This window comes from Trichlorobacter sp. (assembly GCF_030247655.1).
In the GTDB taxonomy this organism is placed as follows: domain Bacteria; phylum Desulfobacterota; class Desulfuromonadia; order Geobacterales; family Pseudopelobacteraceae; genus Trichlorobacter.
Window position 1 is genome coordinate 1 of record NZ_JAOTRZ010000046.1, and the last position, 18,674, is coordinate 18,674.

An 18,674-nucleotide genomic window follows, 5' to 3' on the forward strand; every position below is an offset into this window, starting at 1 on the left:
CATCATGGATGCCCTGCGTAAACTGTCATGGGACCAGGATGGCCCTTCAAAAGAAAGCTATGTCCAGCTTGCTAATCGTCTCTTTCTGGAAAATATCCGTACCTACGGTCGCCAGTATGAGATGCGATTGGCGGCAGTATTCAATGTGAAATCAGGTCAGTTTCTGAAAGATATGCTGTTGGGTCCCAAGCTGCTTTCCAAGGGTAAGCTGAAGGTCTTCCATCAGAAGAACAAGAATATGGCTGAGGTGGAGAAAATTTTCAGCCGTATTGAAGAAATGCGGCGCAAAGGAGAAGCCTTGTGACAGCCTTACGCTATTCTTACTACCCCGGCTGTTCGCTGCACGCCTCCGCCTCTGAATATGACCTGTCCACCCGTGAGGTCTTTGCAAACCTGGGGATCGGTCTTGAGGAGATACCGGACTGGATCTGCTGTGGAGCCACCCCGGCCCATAATGTGGATGAGCTGCTTTCGCTGTCATTGTCAGCCAAAAACCTTGAACTTGCCGAGCAGGTTTCTGGTGACATGGCGGTGGCCTGCGCCTCCTGTTTTTCCCGCCTGAAGTTTGCCCAGCATATTCTGGGTGAGAACGAAACCAAGCGCAAGCTGGTTGAAAAGGCAATTGACGGGCCGGTGCATCTGGAGCGACGGGTAAAGCATCTGCTGGAGATTCTGGTGCGGGATTACGGGCTGGAGCAGTTGGCAGTAGCCGTAAAGAAACCGCTCTCCGATCTGAAAGTAGCCTGTTATTATGGTTGTCTGCTGACCCGCCCCACCGACGTACCGAATCTGGACTGTACCGAGGCACCAACCATTATGGAGCAGGTGATGGAAGCCGTTGGAGCCCAGACCGTAGCCTGGACCCACCGGCTTGAATGTTGCGGCGCAAACTTTACCCTGTCTCGTCCTCCAGTGGTTCAGCAACTTTCAAACGCAGTGCTGGAATCGGCCAAAACTGCCGGTGCCGACTGTATTGTGGTGGCATGTCCACTCTGTCATGGAAATCTTGATATCCGTCAGAAAGAGATTGAAGGCGTCTATGAAACCAGTTATGGGCTGCCGATCTTTTACCTGACTCAGCTGGTGGGACTGGCTCTGGGAGTACCGCAGGAACGTCTGGGGTTGGATGCCCTGATTGTCAGTCCCCAGAAACTGCTCAGGGATAAAAAACTAAAGTAAGGCGGGATTATGCTGCGTTGTTTGATTGTAGAGGATGATGAATTAAGTCGTGAGATGCTGGCCCTGCAGATGGAGCCTTATGCCCAGTGTGATCAGGCTGAAAATGGTCTTGAAGGGGTGGAGCGATTTACTGCAGCCCTGAAGGCTGATGAGCCGTATCACCTGATACTTTTGGATATTGTTATGCCTGAAATGGATGGACTGGAGGCCGCTAAGGCCATCCGCAGCCATGAAGAGAAACAGGGCATCAGTATTGAAAAAGGGGTGCAGATTGTGGTGCTGTCATCACTCAGCACCCCTCAGGATGTGATTCAGGCCTATGTGGCGGCGCAGTCGGCTGCCCATCTGGTAAAGCCGGTGCAGCCGGAAAAACTGGTCAAAACCCTGCGTAAGCTGGATCTGATTCCTGGGGAGAGTGCCTAGATGTCCCGTATTGGTGTCTTCATTTGTCATTGCGGTGAGAATATCTCCCGTACGGTGGATGTTGAACAGGTAGCGGCCCAGGCAGCTAAAATGCCGGGTGTGGCCTTTGCCACCGATTACAAGTACATGTGTTCCGACCCCGGCCAGAATTTGGTCAAGAATGCCATTGCTGAACACCGTTTAACCCAGGTAGTCGTGGCAGCCTGCTCGCCCCGTATGCATGAACGCACCTTCCGTAAGGCTGTCGAACAGGCTGGCCTGAACCCGTTCCTGTGCGAGATGGCCAATATCCGTGAACACTGCTCCTGGGTGCATGAAGACCGGGAAGAGGCCACCCAGAAGGCGATCGAGATTGTCGGTATGCTGGTGGAACGGGTTAAGAAGAACCGGGTGCTACCCACCATCACCGTTCCGGTCACCAAGCGTGCGCTGGTAATCGGCGGCGGTATTGCCGGAATACAGGCCGCGCTGGATATTGCTGATGCCGGGCATCAGGTGGTGCTGGTGGAGCGTGAACCTTCCATCGGCGGGCACATGGCCCAGCTCTCCGAAACCTTTCCCACTCTGGACTGTTCCCAGTGCATCATGACCCCCAAGATGGTGGATGTTGCCAACCATCCCAACATAACCCTGCACACGTTCAGCGAGATTGAGCAGGTGGATGGCTATATCGGCAATTTTCAGGTGACGGTCCGCAAGAAGGCCCGCTCGGTGGATGAGCATAAATGTACCGGCTGCGGGGTCTGCATGACAAAATGCCCCCAGAAGAAGATCCCTAACAGCTTTGACTGCAATCTGGGGATGCGGACGGCCATCTACGTGCCATTCCCCCAGGCTGTCCCCAACGTGCCGGTGATTGATCGTGAAAACTGTACCATGTTCAAGACTGGCAAATGCGGTGTCTGCCAGAAAGTCTGCGGACCTGGCGCTGTTGACTTTGAACAGCAAGACCAACTGATCGTTGAGCCGGTTGGCGCCATCGTCGTTGCCACCGGATTTGAACTATACCGCATCACCGAAAAACCAAAAGGATCACCCATCAAAGGCTATGGTGAATTTGGTCACGGCAAGATCCCGGATGTGATTGACGGCATGACCTTTGAGCGGCTGGCTTCAGCCTCCGGCCCCACCGGTGGCAAGATCCTGCGTCCTTCAGATGGTAAAGAGCCGAAGCAGGTGGTCTTTATCCAGTGTGTCGGATCGCGGTCACGGGAAAAGGGGATCTCCTACTGCTCCAAGGTCTGTTGCATGTACACCGCCAAGCACACCATGCTCTACCACCACAAAGTGCATGATGGCCAGGCCTACGTCTTCTTCATGGATGCCCGGGTGCCTGGCAAAAGCTACGATGAATTCTGGCGGCGGGCCATTGAGGATGAAGAAGCGGTCTATATCCGTGGCATGGTTTCCCGTCTGTATCAGAAGGAAGACAAGATTGTTGTCATGGGTAGTGATATCTCCGTTGGTGTTCAGGTGGAGATTGAGGCTGATCTGGTGGTGCTGGCCACGGCAGTGCAACCACAGAAAGGGGCCGATGGTCTGGCTCAAAAGCTGGGGATCTCCTACGATAAGTATAATTTTTACTCTGAAGCCCATGCCAAGCTGCGGCCGGTGGAATGCGCCACTGCCGGGATTTATCTGGCCGGTGCCTGCCAGGGGCCCAAGGATATCCCGGATACCGTCTCACAGGCATCGGCTGCGGCTGCCAAGGTCATGACCCTGTTTGCCAAAGACAAGCTGGAGCGGGAGCCGATTGTGGCGCGGGTCAAGGAAAACGGCTGCGTCGGCTGCTTTGCCTGCAAAAAGGTCTGTGCCTACGGTGCGGTGGAAGAGAAAGAGATCCGTGATCGTCAGGGCAATCTGATTAAAACCGTAGCCTATGTGAATCCCGGTGTCTGTGCCGGTTGCGGCACCTGTCAGGCCACCTGCCCTTCCAAGTCTGTTGAGTTGGATGGTTATACTGATGAACAGATTGTGGCCATGATTGAGGCGTTATAAGGCAAAAGGCATTTTTAACGCAGAGGTTTAGAGTCAAGACGCAGAGGCGCAGAGAGAACCAAACAAATTTTAATTTTGATCTTTAAACCTAAAACCAGCAGTTCAATAACACAGTTGCTCTGTGCCCTCTGTGTTTCAAATGCTTTTTCTAAGTTACATAACAAAAAACAAGCCTTTGCTTTTCTCTGCGTCTTAGCGTCTCGAGTGAGCAGCGCGAACGGGCGTTAAATGGTTTGATTTGTCTCTTATGGGGTTTTACCGATGCATGTTGATAAACAGAAACATACCTTTGAACCAAAGATCATCGCCTTTGTCTGTACCTGGTGTACCTACGCCGGGGCAGACCTGGCCGGTACCAGCCGGATGCAGTATCCGTCCAACGTGCGGGTGCTTAAATTCCCCTGCACCGGTCGGATTGATCCGGTCTTCATCCTCAAGGCATTTCAGCAAGGGGCTGATGGCATACTGGTCTCCGGCTGTCATCCCGGTGACTGCCACTACATTGCCGGTAACTACCATGCCCGCCGCCGTTTTGCCGCCTTCCGCAAGCTGCTTGAGTTTATCGGTGTTGACCTGAACCGGATTCAGTTTTCCTGGGTTTCGGCCGCAGAAGGGGGCAAGTGGGTTGAGGTGGTGACTGACCTGACTGAGAAGGTGCGGGCCATGGGGCCAATGGTGGAGTTTAAAGACCTGGTTCTGGAAGAACAGTGGTCAGGCGGCCTGAACAACCCGGAGCTGCAGGCCGTGTACGAGGCGATGTAACATGATACAGACCATTGACATATCCAGCTACAGCGCCATAACCGACGCCATCCGCAGCGAGGCACGACGCATCCTGTCTGACAGCACTGTTTCTGCGGTGATCGGTTACACAGCAGGCCGTCGGGTCGGCACGACCCAGCCGATTGTGATCACCACTGCTGATGAGGCTGACAAACTACTCTTTTCAGCTGGCTGCCTGAATGATCTGGTGGTCTACCTGACCAAGGCCAAAAAGGATGTGCCAAAGAGCGGCAGAATCGGGATTGTGGTCAAAGGCTGTGACCTGAAGGCATTGGTTGGGCTGTTGGGAGAATCGCAACTCAAGCGGGAGAATCTCTACCTGATCGGCATCCCCTGTAGCGGTGTGCTTGGCTCACTGCTCAAGCCATCAGCAGAGCTGACATCAGAGACCATCGCCTCCAAATGCTGTGAATGCACTGATCAGCTCCCTCTGGGGTGTGATTTTATACCGGCGGTTACACCGGCTCCCCTGCCTGATCTTGAGAAACGCTATGCCACTGAAATCGCCCGGCTTGAGGCGATGACACCCTCTGAACGCTGGGAATTCTGGAAAGAACAGTTCAGTAAGTGCATCAAATGCTATGCCTGCCGTCAGGTCTGTCCGTTCTGTTTCTGTGAACAGTGCTTGTGTGACCGTAACCGGCCCCAGATGGTGGAACAGACACCCCGGCCATCGGGCAACACCGCCTGGCATCTGGTGCGGGCCATGCACCTGGCAGGTCGCTGTGCCGGTTGTGGCGAGTGTGAGCGGGTCTGTCCGATGGATATACCGCTTAACCTCCTTAACCGCAAGATGGCCAAGGAGTTAAAAGAGCTGTTTAACAGTGAGGCCGGGTTTGAGGTGCGGGATACCGGACCACTTACCAGTTACCGTGAAGATGACGACCAATCGTTTATCCGCTAGGACGAAAGATACCACGTATGCAGAAACAGATAACTGAAGCCAACCTGCGGTTGCTGATCGACAGCCTGCTCCTGAAAGGGCAGCGGGTTGTCGGACCACGCCAGTCCGGCACCATGGTGCTGTATGAGCCGCTTGCCTCTGCATCGGATCTGGTTACCGATGAACTGCCAAGACGTTCGATCAAGGAGGCCTTCTTCCCGGTCTGCGAAGACCTGCTTGAGTACCGTAAAGAGGGACAGCAGATTGAACTGAAGGATATTGATCCTGCCCGTTTCCCTGAGACCGTTCTGTTCGGTGTGCGGCCCTGTGACGCAGCAGCGGTTCCGGTGCTGGATGCGGTCTTTTCCTGGGATTACAAGGATCAGTTTTTTCTGGCACGACGTGCAAAGACCACCATCATCGGCCTGGCCTGCACTACGGCTGACGACGCCTGTTTCTGTACCGCCGTTGGCCTCTCTCCCAATGATCCCAAAGGGTCAGACCTGCTGTTGACCCCGATGGTTGGAGGCGGTTTTCTGGTGGAGAGTCAGAGCGAAAAAGGTGAGGTTTTTTTCAGCACCTGGCAAGACCGCTTCTCTGAGCCGGATGGCACTCAGACCCAGGCCCTGGCTACCCCTGCACTACAGCCGCTTGACCTGAAGAAGATCAAGGCCTGGCTGGATGACCACTTTGAAGACCGGGCCTGGGACAGCATTGCCGTCCGTTGTGTCGGTTGCGGGGCCTGCGCCTTTGTCTGCCCTGCCTGCCATTGTTTTGATATTGTTGATGAAGGATCAGAAAAGGCCGGCAAGCGGCGTAAGTTCTGGGATGCCTGCGGATTCTCCAAGTTCACCAACCATGCCTCAGGCCACAACCCGCGCGACCTGCAACCCAAGCGTTACCGTAACCGGATCATGCATAAGTTTAAATATTACGATGACAAGTTTGGCCAGACCCTCTGCACCGGTTGCGGGCGTTGTATCCGGGTCTGCCCGGTGGGGATTGATATTGCCGGGGTGCTGGAAGAGATTGAGAAAAAATAGACTTTTTACCGGAGAGGACGCAGAGAAAATTAAATGAATGGGGGGATGCCCTCAAAAACATTTTATTTTTTATCTTTTTTCCTCTGCGCTCCTCTGTGTACTCTGCGTTGAGATAAGGTTTTAGCAATGTGTGATAGAAATGCAAACATCTACCTTCCCTATCTGGCTACTGTGGAAGAAGTTATTGACGAGACCCCGGATGTCCGAACCCTGCGGCTGGTATTTCAGGATGAGCAGCTACGTGAGAACTTTAGCTTTCGGGCTGGTCAGTTTGCCGAATACTCTGCCTTTGGGGCCGGTGAATCCACCTTCTGTATCGCCTCATCGCCAACACGTAAGGGGTATATCGAGTGCTGCTTCCGGGCTGTTGGTCGGGTAACTGAATCCCTGCGCCGACTTGAGGTTGGCGATACCATGGGGGTGCGTGGTCCCTACGGTAACTCCTTCCCGATTGAGCAGTTCTATGGCAAAAATCTGCTGTTTGTGACCGGCGGCATTGCCTTGCCACCACTGCGGACCCTGATCTGGAACTGTCTGGACCTGCGGGACAAGTTTGGTGATATCACTATTGTCTACGGTGCCCGGACTGAGGCGGATCTGGTCTATAAGCGGGAGCTGGCTGAATGGCAGGAACGTAGTGATGTGACATTGGTCAAGACGGTTGATCCTGGCGGTAATGGACCGGAATGGGATGGCAAGGTGGGCTTTGTGCCAACGGTGCTGGATGAAGTAGCGCCATCAGCGGAAAATACCATTGCACTAGTCTGTGGCCCGCCGATTATGATCAAGTTTACCCTGCCGGTGCTGGAAAAGTTGGGCTTTGGTGATGAGGCGATCTACACCACCCTGGAAAACCGGATGAAGTGCGGTCTGGGCAAGTGTGGCCGCTGTAATGTGGGTAACGTCTATGTTTGCAAGGATGGGCCGGTGTTTACTGCCAAGCAAGTCAAGGCGATGCCGCTGGAGTATTAGCAGACTGCTAAAAACTACTGCGGAGGTCGTCTACTGCGTTGCACGGTGCTCGCTCCTTCGCCTAACTGCTTGTTATGTCTCAGTCGCTGCGCGCCGTGCGCCTTGTATCCGACCTTCCTCATGACATTTTTAGCAACCTGCTGGAACGGTCTTTTTCCGCAATCTTTTTGTCAGGCTTCGCATCTCCTTGTGCGGCGTACTGTTCTGTACGCCTCCGCGTCAACGCTCACCTTCCGCGACCTTGCTAAAAATCCTCGTTCCGTTGTCACTAACGGGGCATTTCTGATTGAGCTTACTACAGAACGAACAACGGCCCGATGAATTCGCCGGGCCGTTTGTCTGGGATGAAGTGGTGCCTACGGTTTCCCCAGCAACTCCTCAATCTTCGGTAGATCAAATCCCTCAATAATCCTGCCCATAATCATGAAGGTCGGTGTTGAGTCAACGCCGGCCTTTTTGGCAATGGCCTGCTGTTCTTCCTGCAACTTCACACCCGCCGCACTAACCGGCAGGTTTTTGGCATCCATCCGGTCAACCATGCCGGACATAACATCATGATATAATTGTGCTTTGTCTGGACTGGAAAGAATATACTGCACCTTGGGCCGTGCATGGGGGTGCATTGCCAGCGGGTTGAAAAAAACATAGCGGGTAATGTCTCGGCGGTTGTGAAAATAGGCCGATGCCTTGCGACAAAAAGGACAATCCGGGTCGGTAAATTCAATCACCTTTTTGGGGCCATTGCCGATTACCAGTGCCTTGCTCAAATCAATCGTTGAAGCAGAGGCGGTGCCGGAAACAAGCAGACCTGCCAGCAGGATCAGGGTACACAGGAGTCGTTGAATCATGGTAATTCTCCGTCGTTGTTATGGAAGTGGCAGGGTAATGGTGAATTCACTGCCAATGCCTTCGCGGCTGTCAGCGGTGATAGCGCCATCGTGTGCTTCAACAACCATCTTGCAGAATGCCAGCCCCAGGCCGCTGCCACCGCTGCCCCGTCCTGCCTGATTGCGGGCCTGGACAAAGCGGTCAAAGATTATCGGCAACTCAACCGTTGCAATGCCATTGCCGGTATCGGCGATACTAAGCATGATTGCTACTTTTGAGTCAGTTGAGACACCGCAGTAGCAACGGATAGTAATCTCCCCACCGCAGGGGGTGAACTTAACTGCATTGGCAAGCAGGTTGGCAATCACCCGCGAAAACTTGTTTTTATCCAGATCCAGCAGCGGCAGATCTTCTTCCAGTTGGAGATGCAACTGTATCTGGGCATGTTTGATCATGCCGCGGAATCCTGCAACTACCTGCTGTGTCAGCTCTGACAGGTTGGCCGGCGCCTTGTGAAAGACAAGTTTACCCGCCTCAAGCCGGTGAATATCCAGCAGGTTGTCAATCATGGCAACCACTTCATTGCAGCTTTCAATGGCTGAAAGCAGGTAGCTGCCCTGTTCGCGGTTAAGTGGGCCAAGCCGCTTTTCCCTGACCAGATCAATTGATCCGATGGCTGCAGTAAGCGGATTTTTCAGGTCATGGGAAAGCATGGAAATGAAATCCCTTTTTTCACGTTCAAGTGATTTGATTGCCAGGCAGCGTTCAATACTTTTTACCAGCCGCTCAACACTGAAAGGTGCCATCAGGCAGTCCAGGGCTCCCTGTTTGTGGCAGTCCAGATAACGCTCCTGTTCATTGGCGTCAAGCAGGGCAATTACTGCCGGATCACTGCCTGATTCCTGCAGGTGCTCCAGAGAGGGCAGGCAATGTTGATGGGGGGGAGAGCCAAGCAGGATGGCATCCAGCCGCTGGTTTTTAATGGTGATGCGAGCTTCTTCGCAGGTGGCAGCCTGATGTAACTGGTACGGGGCCGTTGCAAGGAGCTGGAATGCCTGTTGGGACGCAGTGGTGCCGTTTGAAACGATAAGAATCTGTTTCGTACCCATGTTTATGGTTGACCTCCGCCTTGCTGACTCAGAAAGGCCTCGGCAAGCACCAAGTCTTCCGGTGTAGTAATCTTGATGTTGCGGTAGCTGCCGGTAATGATCTTGACCGGTTCACCGCTACGCTCAAACAGTGAGCAATCATCAGTGCCGACAAAGTTATCCTGTACTGCATGGTGGTGGGCTTGCAGGATCTGCCCATACCTGAAGCTCTGGGGCGTCTGGGCCTGCCAGAGGGTTGAACGTTCCGGTGTGGAGACAACAACGCCATCCCGCACCACCTTGATGGTGTCTTTGCTCTGAACCGCAACCAAGGCACCAACTCCGGTGCTGGCCAGGTTAATGGACTGCTGCAGGGTAGACTCGTCAATAAAGGGCCGCACACCGTCATGGATCAGGATGATATCATCAACTGACGCGTGGTTTTGCAGGGAGTTCAGGCCATTCAGAACCGAATGTTGGCGTTCAGAACCGCCGGGAACAACATCGAGCACCTTGGATAGATGATACTTTTCTACTACTTCTCGACGGCAGTAGGGGATCTCGTCTTCCGGGATGACCAGTATGATGCCGCTGATGAACGGGCTGTCCTGGAATACCTGCAGGGTGCGGGCAACAATCGGTTTGCCTCCCAGCTGCAGGTACTGCTTGTTCATGGATGCCCCCATCCGCTTTCCCATTCCAGCTGCAGGTATCAAGGCAAAGGCACGTGCTTTGTTCATAAGGGCATCTCAAGTGTCTGCATGACGGCTGAGGCAATCAGTGGAATCTCAATGTCGGTCAGGGTACGTACATCCAGCAGAAACCGGTCTTTCTGGAGCCGTCCCACCACTGGCGGGGTGGTGCTGCGCAGCATCTCTTCAAGACGGCTGGGTGAAATGCAGTCAACGGTTACCTCAATCAAGCGGCTGGGTAGCTGCAGGAGAGGATAGGATCCACCGCCGGTACTTGAAAATCCATCTTGCAGGGTCAAGGTAACTTGTTGGGGCAGGAGAGTCCGCAGGCGACGCAGCATCCGGCGTGCCTGGCTGGAGATCTCATCCAGCGGCATGGTTAGCATCCGCAAAGTTGGTATTTCAGTCAGCGCCACCCGCTCGTCGCGGTAGAGACGTAAGGTAGCCTCAAGTGCCGCAAGCGTCAGCTTATCAATGCGTAATGCCCGCAAAAGCTGGTGTCGTTTCATCTTCTCTATCAGATCACGGCGGCCCGCAATCAGCCCGGCCTGGGGGCCCCCCAGCAGCTTGTCACCGCTGAAGGTAACGATATCGGCCCCGGCTTGCAGGTGCTGCTGAATTGTGGCTTCGCCGCTGATGCCAAAGCGTGCAAGATCAATCAGGCAGCCACTGCCGGCATCCACCATGGTCGGCACGCCTGCTTCTTGTCCTATCCGTACCATGGCCTCGGTGTTGACCTCTGCCGTGAAGCCAACCACAGCAAAGTTGCTGGTGTGGACCTTCAATAGCAGGCCTGTCTGTTCGGTAATTGCCCCGATATAGTCGCGGGGATGAGTCCGGTTGGTGGTGCCAACCTCTACCAGTGTTGCACCACTCTGACGCATCACATCAGGAATCCTGAAGGAACCACCGATTTCGACCAGCTCTCCACGGGAGACGATTACTTCCTGTCCTTCTGCCAGACTTGAAAGGGCCAGTATTACTGCGGCGGCATTATTGTTGACCACCAGGGCCGCCTCAGCACCGGTCAGTTCGCAGATCAGATTCTCCACATGGCTGTACCGTTCGCCACGTTCTCCTTGCTTCAGATCAAATTCAAGGTTGCTGTAGCCCCAGGCGGTGTCGCGCAGTGCTGTCTCTGCGGCATGAGGCAGGGGAGATCGTCCCAGATTGGTGTGTACCACAACTCCGCTGCCGTTGATTACACGCCGCAGGCTGGGGGTCTCGGCAATACGGATCTGGTTGCGCACCAGATGGCTGATGGAGGTGGGGGTGAGATCGGTTGCAGGGTTGGAAGAAACTGCCGCGCGCAGCTGGTCAAGTACGTTGCGGACCGCATTTTTCAGGCCGACATGGCTGGTGAGCGACCGCAGTGAGGTGATTTCTGGCCAGGACAGTACCTTGTCCATTTTGGGGAGTTTGCGTCTGGTATCCTGTGCTGATCCGTTCATGGCGGTATCCTACAGATCCATTGCCTCGCCTGGTAGGCAGGCGGTTTCGTCCAGCAGCACCTTGCCACCGTACTCGGCATTTTTACGTACCAGAAGTTCGGCAGCTTCGCAGTTGCGCTCACGGAAGGCAGTTATGATTTTGGTATGTTCCTGCACTGAAACCGCCATCCGACCCGGTTGTGAAAGGGACATCAGACGCAGCCGCTGGAAACGGGTCACCAGCAGATTGATCATCTCCCGTAGTTTATCGTTGTCAGCCGCCTTGATAAAGAGATCGTGGAAATCGTTATGAACCTTGAAAAACTGTTTGATGTCAGCATGTTCACACAGTTCTGACAAGCGCTCATTAATGGTCTGAAGCCGCTCAATCTCTTTGGTACTCAGCTTACTGCAGGCTAGCCGGGCAGCATACCCTTCCAGAATACTTTTGATGGCGTAAAACTCCTCTACATCCTTCTGGGTAAAGGCGCTGACCACTGCACCCTTACGAGGTATTACAGTAAGATAGCCTTCTGACTCAAGCTGTCGGAATGCCTCCCGGATCGGGGTGCGGCTGATGCCGAATCGCTCGGCAAGGTCCGGTTCTGATACGCGACTTCCAGAGCGTATTGTCCCGGATATGATTGCATCACGGATGGTTTCAAGAATCTTTTCCCGCAGAGTCAGGTGTTTTTCTTTTAATCTTTTCATGGTGTCCGGTGGCAGCTCCCAAAGATAGTGGTATTATTGTATACAGTATGCACTGTTTGTCAATTGAATCGATTTTATTTTCATGAGTTCTGCTTGTAAAGCTGGTTTGTTATGGCGCTAAATGCACCAAAGGCGCTTGAATTTTACTAGATCAGGTAGTAGGGTGCAGCATCTGAATCAGATAGAGGTTTGTGCATGGATCCGGTCAGGCGACTTAAAATATCGATTTTCGTACTTCTGTTGTTGTTGACCATGGGGGCCAGCGGGTACACGGTCATTGAGGGCTGGAGTCTTCTGGACGCAATCTACATGACGGTGATAACGCTGGCCACCATCGGATTTAAAGAGGTCCATGACCTGACTGATCAGGGCAAGCTTTTTACTATGGTTTTGATCGTATTCGGGGTCAGTACCCTGGGCTACCTGGTCAGCAGCGTGGCCCAGTTGATGTTTGAAGGGCAGATTCAGCGGATCATCGGGAGGAAAAAGGTGGAAAAAAGGATAGATGCCCTCAAGGATCATTACATCATCTGTGGTTTTGGCCGGATCGGCTCCATGATCTGTCGCGAGCTGGCAGCCAATGACGTTCCGTTTGTGATTGTAGAGCGCAATACCGATGTGGTGGAGCGGATTGAAGATAATCGTTACCTTTGGATGAAGGGGGATGCCACCCTTGATGAAACCCTGGTCCGGGCCGGTATTCAGCGGGCCATAGGTCTGGTCTCGGTGGTTACCTCGGATTCGGAGAACGTCTATATTACCTTGACGGCCCGGGGGTTGAACCCGGATCTGCATATTCTGGCCCGCTCCGGCGAAGAAGGGACGGAGCTGAAATTGAAGCGGGCCGGGGCCAACAAGGTGGTTTCACCCTATGCCATCGGCGGCATGCGGATGGCGCAATCAATCCTGCGTCCCAACGTGGTTGATTTTATCGAGATTGCCACTGCCAGTGAACACCTTGATCTGCAGATGGAGGAGATCAGCATCCCCCATGATTCAGAATTTGCCGGTCATACGTTGGTCAGCACCGGCTTTCGTAAAGAGACCGGTGTCATTATTGTCGGCATCAAGAAATCCCATGGTCACATGGTCTTTAATCCCAATCCCCAGGCAGCCATTGACGAGGGGGATACCCTGATTGTGCTGGGCGATCCTGAATCGGTGGATAAACTTGAAGAACTGGTCAAGCACCGGATAGAACCAGGGCATAGCGCACGCCGTAAACAGGGGGATGCTGTCCATGCCTAGTCTGCTCTGCGCCCATGTGCCTTGGCCCCGTCTTGAAGAACATCGCTCATACCTGCTGAGTGAACGGATTAATCCTGAGCTGTACCTGCCTGCAGATTCCCTTGATACACTGGATACGAGGCAGATGAAGACGTTAGCCGATGAGCTGGTCAGTCGTGGCCTGTCCTGTACCATTCATGCCACCTTTATGGATTTGAATCCCGGTTCGGTTGATCGGGCAGTACGTGAAACCACCCGCCAAAGGGTTGAGCAGACCCTGGATTGTGCCGAGATGCTCAAGGCCCGGGTGGTGGTGTTTCATCCCGGCTACAGTCGACTTTCCTACGGTTCTGCTGTGGATGTCTGGGTTGCCAACACCGTTGACTTTTGGCAGCAGCAGGAAGCCCGTATCCAGCAGGCGGGCTGTCTGGTTGCCCTTGAAAATATCTTTGAAGAAGAACCCTCAACTCTGGTGCAGGTCTTGAATCAGCTTGATAGAACCCTCTTTGGCCACTGTTTTGATAGTGGGCATTTCAATATGTTTTGCACCGTTTCCCTGGAAGAGTGGTTTGCTGCCCTGGGCAGTTTTATTATTGAAAGTCATCTGCACGACAATCACGGCACAGCTGATGAACACCTGCCGGTTGGTGAAGGGGAGATTGATTTTCAAAAGGTAACGGATTTGTTGAAGCAGTACGCCCCTCAGGCGGTCTGGACCCTGGAGGCTCACAGTCGTGAACGTCTGGAACGATCAATGCAGGCAATCCAACGATATCTATAGATAGGACAAAAAGTATGTCAGACAAAATTTTGGTAACCGGTGGATGTGGCTATATTGGTAGCCATGTAGTGCGACAGCTTTCTGAGACAGGCCATTCTGTGGTGGTCTATGACAACCTTTCCACCGGCTTTCAAGATGCCCTGCTGCATGGCGAAGAACTGATCCAGGCTGATCTGGCCGACCATGCTGCCCTGGAAGCGGTTTTTAAAGCGCATCAATTTAAGACCGTGCTGCATTTTGCCGCTGCCATTGTGGCACCTGAGTCGGTCTCCTTGCCGCTCAAGTACTACGGCAACAACACCCGCAACACCCTGGGGCTACTGGAAGCGAGTGTGAAGTTTGGCGTTCAGCGTTTTGTGTTTTCAAGCACTGCGGCCGTCTATGGATTTCCTGAAGGGGGCAGCGCTTCCGAAGAGACCCTGCTGGCACCGATCAACCCCTATGGGACTTCCAAGCTGATGAGTGAATGGATGCTGCGAGATACCGCTGCTGCCCACGGTCTCAAGTACGTTGCCCTGCGCTACTTTAACGTTGCCGGCGCGGATCCGTTGGCGCGGATCGGGCAGCGTACTCCAGAGGCCACCCACCTGATCAAGATCGCCTGCCAGACCGCCCTTGGCCAGCGTCAGCAGGCAGCCATCTACGGCACAGACTACCCCACACCGGACGGTACCGGTATTCGGGACTACATCCATATTGAAGACCTGGCTTCAGCCCACCTGGCCGCCCTTGGCTACCTGGATAAGGGTGGTGAGTCCACTGCCATCAATGTGGGCTATGGCAAAGGCGGTAGCGTGCGAGAAGTGCTGGCCATGGTTAAACAGGTCAGTGGTGTTGACTTCAAGGTGGTTGAAGAGGGGCGTCGCCCCGGCGATCCAGCCTGTTTGATTGCCCAGGCGGAAAAAATCAAGCAGCTGACTGACAGGCGGCCACGCTTTGATTCACTGCAGACTATTGTTGAAGATGCCTGGCGTTGGGAGAGTAAATTAGCCGGAAAGTGATCCCATGGATCTGGTCATCTCACATCTGAATGCTGACTTCGACTGTCTGGGCTCCCTGGCTGCTGCCGGGCGGCTGTATCCGGGAGCCCGGCTCTCTTTTCCCGGTTCGCAGGAAAAAAACCTGCGCGATTTTTCTGCACGCCATCCTGACCTGCTCCCCCCGCTTGTCCGTTCCAAAGAGATCGATCTCTCCCGGATCACCCGTCTGATTATTGTTGATTGTCAGGAACCGTCACGTATTGGGCGTTTTGCCGAGTTGTTAGATCGTCCTGGCTTGATTGTCCATCTCTATGATCATCACCCAGCCACTGCTGATAGTATCAGCGCATCAGGCGGGGCTATTCGATCTGTCGGCGCCACTGCCACCATTATGACTGAACTGCTGCGGGAGCGGGGGATTGAGCCGACCCCAGCAGAGGCGACCCTTTTGCTGCTGGGCATTCATGAAGATACCGGGCGGCTGCTGTTTCCTACGACGACGCCAGAGGACTATCGGGCTGCTGCCTGGCTGCTGGAGCGGGGGGCACGGCTGCACCTGGCCGATGAGATCCTGTCACCTGAGTTGACCACACCGCAGGTGGAGCTGCTGCATGATCTGCTGGCAACCCTGAAGACCAGTGAAGTCAGTGGAGTGCGGCTCTCCGTGGCCCATGCCAGCCGTCCCTGGTATGTCGGGGACGTTGCCGGTCTGGCCCACATGATGCGGGATATGGAAAACCTGGACCTGCTGGTGCTGGTGGTGGCCATGGCGGACCGGGTCTATCTGGTGGCCCGCAGTCGGGTGCCTGAAGTGGATGTGGGGGAGCTGCTGCGCCTCTTTGGCGGCGGCGGACATGCCTCGGCCGCCTCGGCAACCGTCAAGGGCGAACCGTTGTCCGTTGTTCTGGAGCGGCTGGAGCGTAATCTTCTGTTGATAGTACATCCACGTAAGACAGTGGGACAGATTATGTCATCACCGGTTCGTAGTGTGGCTGCAGAAACAACCGTGCTGGGAGCCCGTGATCTGCTGGTGCGTTACAACTACAGCGCCATGCCGGTGCTGCAGGGCGAGCAGCTGCTGGGGATTATCACCCGTAAGGTGGCTGAAAAGACCGTCTACCATGGCCTTGGTGACCGGCCGGTAACCGAGGTGATGTATACTGCAGTGATGCGTGCCACCCCGGAAACTCCCCTTACCACGGTGATGGATCATATGGTGGGTGGCGACCGCCGTTTTGTGCCGGTCTTTGAGGCTGAACAGCTGGTGGGGGTAGTGACCCGCACGGACCTGTTGCGGCACCTGCACGGTAGCAGCACTGATGGTGAGAGTCTGTACGATCTGGAACGGCTCTCGCCGGAACCAAAGCAGCGGGATCTGGTCGCCCTGCTCAGAAGGCGTCTGCCAGCTGATTCAGTGCTGATGCTGGAACTGTTGGGTAGCAGTGGTGATGAACAGGGGCTGGCGGTGCATGCGGTGGGTGGTTTTGTGCGGGACCTGCTGCTGGATCTTCCTAACTTTGATCTTGATATTACGGTGGAGGGGGACGGTATCTTTTTTGCCGAGACCTTTGGCAAACAGCATGACTGCCGGGTACGCCCCCATCAGGCCTTTGGTACGGCAGTGGTGGTTTTTCCCGATGGTCGCAAGCTTGATGTGGCCAGTACCCGCCTGGAATATTACGATTCACCCGGGGTACTGCCCACGGTGGAGCGGGCCTCACTGCGCCATGACCTCTATCGCCGTGATTTTACCATCAATACCCTGGCGCTTTGTCTGAATAACAACCGTTTCGGTATCCTGCTTGATTTCTTTGGCGGCCAGAAGGACCTGCAGGCCAAGACGGTGCGGGTGCTGCACAACCTTTCTTTTGTGGAGGATCCGACCCGTGCATTCCGGGCGATCCGCTTTGAGCAGCGGCTGGGTTTCCAGCTTGATCCCCATACCGAAGGTCTGCTGCGTTCTGCGGTCCGGGCCGGACTGGTGGAGCGGGTTGGTGGCAAGCGCTTGATGGGGGAATTGATCCAGATACTGAAAGAGCAGGAACCAACCCTGGCGGTCAAGCGGATGGCTCAGCTGAGTCTGTTGCCCTGCATCCACAGTGAACTGCGCTTCGGTCCAGACAGTGAGCAACTTTTTGCCGAGCTTGAACGGGTACTGGCCTGGTATCAGCTGCTCTATCTGGATAAACCACTGGAACCGTGGACGGTCTGGTTTCTGGCCTTGATGGACCGCCTTGATTCTCCCCAGTACCTGGAGGTTTGTCAGCGTCTGATGATGCCGGAGCGTTTGATGGAGCGGGTCTTCGGGCATCGTCATAATGCCCTGAAACGTTTGCAGCACCTGCGGCAGGCGTTGGGGCGAGGACAGGAAATTTCCAATAGCCAGCTTTACACCCTGCTGCATGGCATGCCGGTGGAACTGCTGCTGTACGGCTTGGCCCGCAGTGGCAAGGAAGAGCTGCGCCGGTTGGTGTCGCATTACTTGACCAGACTTGCCGACGCAAAGTCCCTGGTCAGCGGTACTGAGCTGCAGACCCTGGGGGCCGTGCGCGGGCCAGCTATCCGCAGCCTTAAGGAGCGGCTGCTGGCAGCGCGGCTGGATGGCTTGATCGCCTCAAAGGATGAGGAACTGGCATTGGCCAGGCAGCTGATAGCAGAAGGCGCAGTTAAATGATAATCGGCCGCTTTGCTCCATCTCCCACCGGTCCGTTACACACAGGTTCTCTGGTTGCTGCGGTGGGCAGCTGGCTGATGGCTAAGTCTGCTGGTGGTCAGTGGTTGCTGCGGATTGACGACCTGGATGGGCCACGCTGTCGTCAGGAGTTTGAGGATGATATCCTGCGGACCCTGGAGCGGTTCGGCCTTTCCTGGGACGGCGCTATTACCCGTCAAAGCGACAATACCGAAGCCTATGCCGAGGCCTTTGAACAGTTACGGAAGCTGGGCGCGGTGTATCCCTGTGGTTGTTCGCGGGCTGAGATAGCCCGCAGTGCCTCGGCCCCTCATCCTGGTGAGGAGATTGCCTATCCTGGTACCTGTCGTAGCGGTCTGTTGGTTGGCCGTAAGCCACGGGCATGGCGGCTGCGCACCGATGGGGTGCAGATCGCTTTTGATGATCTGCGCCACGGCAGGATAACTACGGAGCTGGATCGAACAGGTGATTTTGTAGTCAAGCGGGCTGAGGGTTTTTTTGCCTACCAACTTGCGGTGGTGGTGGATGATCAGCTGACCGGCGTCAACCAGGTGGTACGTGGGGATGACCTGTTGGATTCCACCCCGCGTCAAGTTCTGATCCATCAGTTACTGGGCTGGCCGTTGCCACAGTATTGTCACCTGCCGCTGGTGACTGGACCGGACGGGGCAAAGTTGAGTAAGCGGGACAATACGGTCTCGCTGGCCGATGGCAGGATGGTTGGAAAAGAGTCTGAGCTGTTGAGATGGAGTTTTCAGTTTCTTGGGCTGGTGATCCCGGCGGAGTTGGTTGAAGCATCGTCTGGAGAGCTGTTGCATTGGGCTCAGTCCCAGCCCTCAGATTTCTGGCTAAAAAGGAAAGCCAAGGCTTAATCGGAATCCGGTTAGTCCATCACCAAAACGGTGGCTGGCACCAATGCGTGGGTCGGTGAGAAACCACAACTTGCTGGGTTTCGCCAGCCCCA

The 18,674-nt window shown here is 54.7% G+C and carries 17 protein-coding genes and 1 pseudogene; 13 read left to right on the forward strand and 5 right to left on the reverse strand.

Going from position 1 to position 18,674, the window contains the following annotated elements; all coding sequences use genetic code 11:
* From OEL57_RS06210 to OEL57_RS06245, 8 genes and pseudogenes are all read left to right on the forward strand, one after another.
* A pseudogene (locus tag OEL57_RS06210) lies at nt 1-304 on the forward strand (heterodisulfide reductase subunit C); the annotation flags it as partial.
* Complete coding sequence (locus OEL57_RS06215) at nt 301-1,179, forward strand: CoB--CoM heterodisulfide reductase iron-sulfur subunit B family protein (RefSeq protein WP_300738615.1); 879 nt, start codon at nt 301-303, stop codon at nt 1,177-1,179. The pseudogene OEL57_RS06210 and the gene OEL57_RS06215, both read left to right, overlap by 4 nt.
* A 9-nt stretch (nt 1,180-1,188) precedes the next feature.
* On the forward strand, nt 1,189-1,602 hold the full coding sequence (locus OEL57_RS06220) for a response regulator (RefSeq protein WP_300738618.1): 414 nt from the start codon (nt 1,189-1,191) through the stop codon (nt 1,600-1,602).
* Nucleotides 1,603-3,600 carry a CoB--CoM heterodisulfide reductase iron-sulfur subunit A family protein gene (locus OEL57_RS06225; RefSeq protein ID WP_300738620.1) on the forward strand — a complete coding sequence of 666 codons (1,998 nt, stop codon included), beginning with the start codon at nt 1,603-1,605 and terminating at the stop codon, nt 3,598-3,600.
* A 261-nt stretch (nt 3,601-3,861) separates the two neighbouring features.
* A complete protein-coding gene (locus tag OEL57_RS06230; protein ID WP_300738622.1) occupies nt 3,862-4,362 on the forward strand; it encodes a hydrogenase iron-sulfur subunit in 501 nt (166 codons plus the stop codon).
* A 1-nt stretch (nt 4,363) separates the two neighbouring features.
* On the forward strand, nt 4,364-5,287 hold the full coding sequence (locus tag OEL57_RS06235; RefSeq protein ID WP_300738623.1) for a 4Fe-4S dicluster domain-containing protein: 924 nt from the start codon (nt 4,364-4,366) through the stop codon (nt 5,285-5,287).
* Nucleotides 5,288-5,304: 17 nt separating this feature from the next.
* A complete protein-coding gene (locus OEL57_RS06240) occupies nt 5,305-6,309 on the forward strand; it encodes a 4Fe-4S dicluster domain-containing protein (protein ID WP_300738624.1) in 1,005 nt (334 codons plus the stop codon).
* 126 nt (nt 6,310-6,435) lie between these two features.
* On the forward strand, nt 6,436-7,281 hold the full coding sequence (locus OEL57_RS06245; protein ID WP_300738627.1) for an FAD/NAD(P)-binding protein: 846 nt from the start codon (nt 6,436-6,438) through the stop codon (nt 7,279-7,281).
* A 356-nt stretch (nt 7,282-7,637) separates the two neighbouring features.
* Here the strand turns inward: OEL57_RS06245 and OEL57_RS06250 are convergent, their stop codons facing one another.
* From OEL57_RS06250 to OEL57_RS06270, 5 genes are read right to left on the reverse strand one after another with little or no spacing between them, the layout of a single operon-like run.
* Nucleotides 7,638-8,129: a thioredoxin fold domain-containing protein gene (locus tag OEL57_RS06250; RefSeq protein ID WP_300738630.1), complete on the reverse strand. Its 492-nt coding sequence runs from the start codon at nt 8,127-8,129 to the stop codon at nt 7,638-7,640.
* Between the two features lie 18 nt (nt 8,130-8,147).
* Nucleotides 8,148-9,218, reverse strand: coding sequence for a hybrid sensor histidine kinase/response regulator (locus tag OEL57_RS06255; RefSeq protein ID WP_300738633.1), 1,071 nt, complete (start codon nt 9,216-9,218; stop codon nt 8,148-8,150).
* Between the two features lie 2 nt (nt 9,219-9,220).
* A complete protein-coding gene (ispD, locus tag OEL57_RS06260) occupies nt 9,221-9,937 on the reverse strand; it encodes a 2-C-methyl-D-erythritol 4-phosphate cytidylyltransferase (protein WP_300738635.1) in 717 nt (238 codons plus the stop codon).
* A complete protein-coding gene (gene selA, locus OEL57_RS06265; RefSeq protein ID WP_300738638.1) occupies nt 9,934-11,340 on the reverse strand; it encodes an L-seryl-tRNA(Sec) selenium transferase in 1,407 nt (468 codons plus the stop codon). Before selA ends, ispD begins: the two co-directional genes overlap by 4 nt.
* A 9-nt stretch (nt 11,341-11,349) precedes the next feature.
* Nucleotides 11,350-12,030, reverse strand: coding sequence for a GntR family transcriptional regulator (locus tag OEL57_RS06270; protein WP_300738640.1), 681 nt, complete (start codon nt 12,028-12,030; stop codon nt 11,350-11,352).
* A gap of 195 nt (nt 12,031-12,225) precedes the next feature.
* On the opposite strand from OEL57_RS06270, the gene OEL57_RS06275 reads away from it, so the two are divergent.
* Genes OEL57_RS06275 through gluQRS form a run of 5 tightly spaced genes read left to right on the forward strand, consistent with a single transcriptional unit; the run spans nt 12,226 to nt 18,582 of the window.
* Nucleotides 12,226-13,278: a potassium channel family protein gene (locus OEL57_RS06275; RefSeq protein WP_300738642.1), complete on the forward strand. Its 1,053-nt coding sequence runs from the start codon at nt 12,226-12,228 to the stop codon at nt 13,276-13,278.
* On the forward strand, nt 13,271-14,038 hold the full coding sequence (locus OEL57_RS06280; protein WP_300738645.1) for a sugar phosphate isomerase/epimerase family protein: 768 nt from the start codon (nt 13,271-13,273) through the stop codon (nt 14,036-14,038). Before OEL57_RS06275 ends, OEL57_RS06280 begins: the two co-directional genes overlap by 8 nt.
* Before the next feature lie 14 nt (nt 14,039-14,052).
* The gene (gene galE, locus OEL57_RS06285) at nt 14,053-15,039 is read left to right on the forward strand and encodes a UDP-glucose 4-epimerase GalE (protein ID WP_300738648.1); all 987 of its coding nucleotides are present in this window, start codon (nt 14,053-14,055) and stop codon (nt 15,037-15,039) included.
* A 4-nt stretch (nt 15,040-15,043) separates the two neighbouring features.
* Nucleotides 15,044-17,692: a CBS domain-containing protein gene (locus OEL57_RS06290; RefSeq protein WP_300738651.1), complete on the forward strand. Its 2,649-nt coding sequence runs from the start codon at nt 15,044-15,046 to the stop codon at nt 17,690-17,692.
* The gene (gene gluQRS / locus OEL57_RS06295; protein ID WP_300738652.1) at nt 17,689-18,582 is read left to right on the forward strand and encodes a tRNA glutamyl-Q(34) synthetase GluQRS; all 894 of its coding nucleotides are present in this window, start codon (nt 17,689-17,691) and stop codon (nt 18,580-18,582) included. The genes OEL57_RS06290 and gluQRS overlap by 4 nt, the downstream gene beginning before the upstream one ends.
* Nucleotides 18,583-18,674 lie beyond the last annotated feature (92 nt).

Excerpts from the sequence above, each read along its gene's own strand:
- OEL57_RS06220 (WP_300738618.1), top strand. The coding sequence starts at position 1,189 with ATGCTGCGTTGTTTGATTGTAGAGGATGATGAATTAAGTCGTGAGATG.
- OEL57_RS06225 (WP_300738620.1), top strand. The coding sequence starts at position 1,603 with ATGTCCCGTATTGGTGTCTTCATTTGTCATTGCGGTGAGAATATCTCC.
- OEL57_RS06230 (WP_300738622.1), top strand. The coding sequence starts at position 3,862 with ATGCATGTTGATAAACAGAAACATACCTTTGAACCAAAGATCATCGCC.
- OEL57_RS06235 (WP_300738623.1), top strand. The coding sequence starts at position 4,364 with ATGATACAGACCATTGACATATCCAGCTACAGCGCCATAACCGACGCC.
- OEL57_RS06240 (WP_300738624.1), top strand. The coding sequence starts at position 5,305 with ATGCAGAAACAGATAACTGAAGCCAACCTGCGGTTGCTGATCGACAGC.
- OEL57_RS06245 (WP_300738627.1), top strand. The coding sequence starts at position 6,436 with ATGTGTGATAGAAATGCAAACATCTACCTTCCCTATCTGGCTACTGTG.
- OEL57_RS06250 (WP_300738630.1), bottom strand. The coding sequence starts at position 8,129 with ATGATTCAACGACTCCTGTGTACCCTGATCCTGCTGGCAGGTCTGCTT.
- OEL57_RS06255 (WP_300738633.1), bottom strand. The coding sequence starts at position 9,218 with ATGGGTACGAAACAGATTCTTATCGTTTCAAACGGCACCACTGCGTCC.
- ispD (WP_300738635.1), bottom strand. The coding sequence starts at position 9,937 with ATGAACAAAGCACGTGCCTTTGCCTTGATACCTGCAGCTGGAATGGGA.
- selA (WP_300738638.1), bottom strand. The coding sequence starts at position 11,340 with ATGAACGGATCAGCACAGGATACCAGACGCAAACTCCCCAAAATGGAC.
- OEL57_RS06270 (WP_300738640.1), bottom strand. The coding sequence starts at position 12,030 with ATGAAAAGATTAAAAGAAAAACACCTGACTCTGCGGGAAAAGATTCTT.
- OEL57_RS06275 (WP_300738642.1), top strand. The coding sequence starts at position 12,226 with ATGGATCCGGTCAGGCGACTTAAAATATCGATTTTCGTACTTCTGTTG.
- OEL57_RS06280 (WP_300738645.1), top strand. The coding sequence starts at position 13,271 with ATGCCTAGTCTGCTCTGCGCCCATGTGCCTTGGCCCCGTCTTGAAGAA.
- galE (WP_300738648.1), top strand. The coding sequence starts at position 14,053 with ATGTCAGACAAAATTTTGGTAACCGGTGGATGTGGCTATATTGGTAGC.
- OEL57_RS06290 (WP_300738651.1), top strand. The coding sequence starts at position 15,044 with ATGGATCTGGTCATCTCACATCTGAATGCTGACTTCGACTGTCTGGGC.
- gluQRS (WP_300738652.1), top strand. The coding sequence starts at position 17,689 with ATGATAATCGGCCGCTTTGCTCCATCTCCCACCGGTCCGTTACACACA.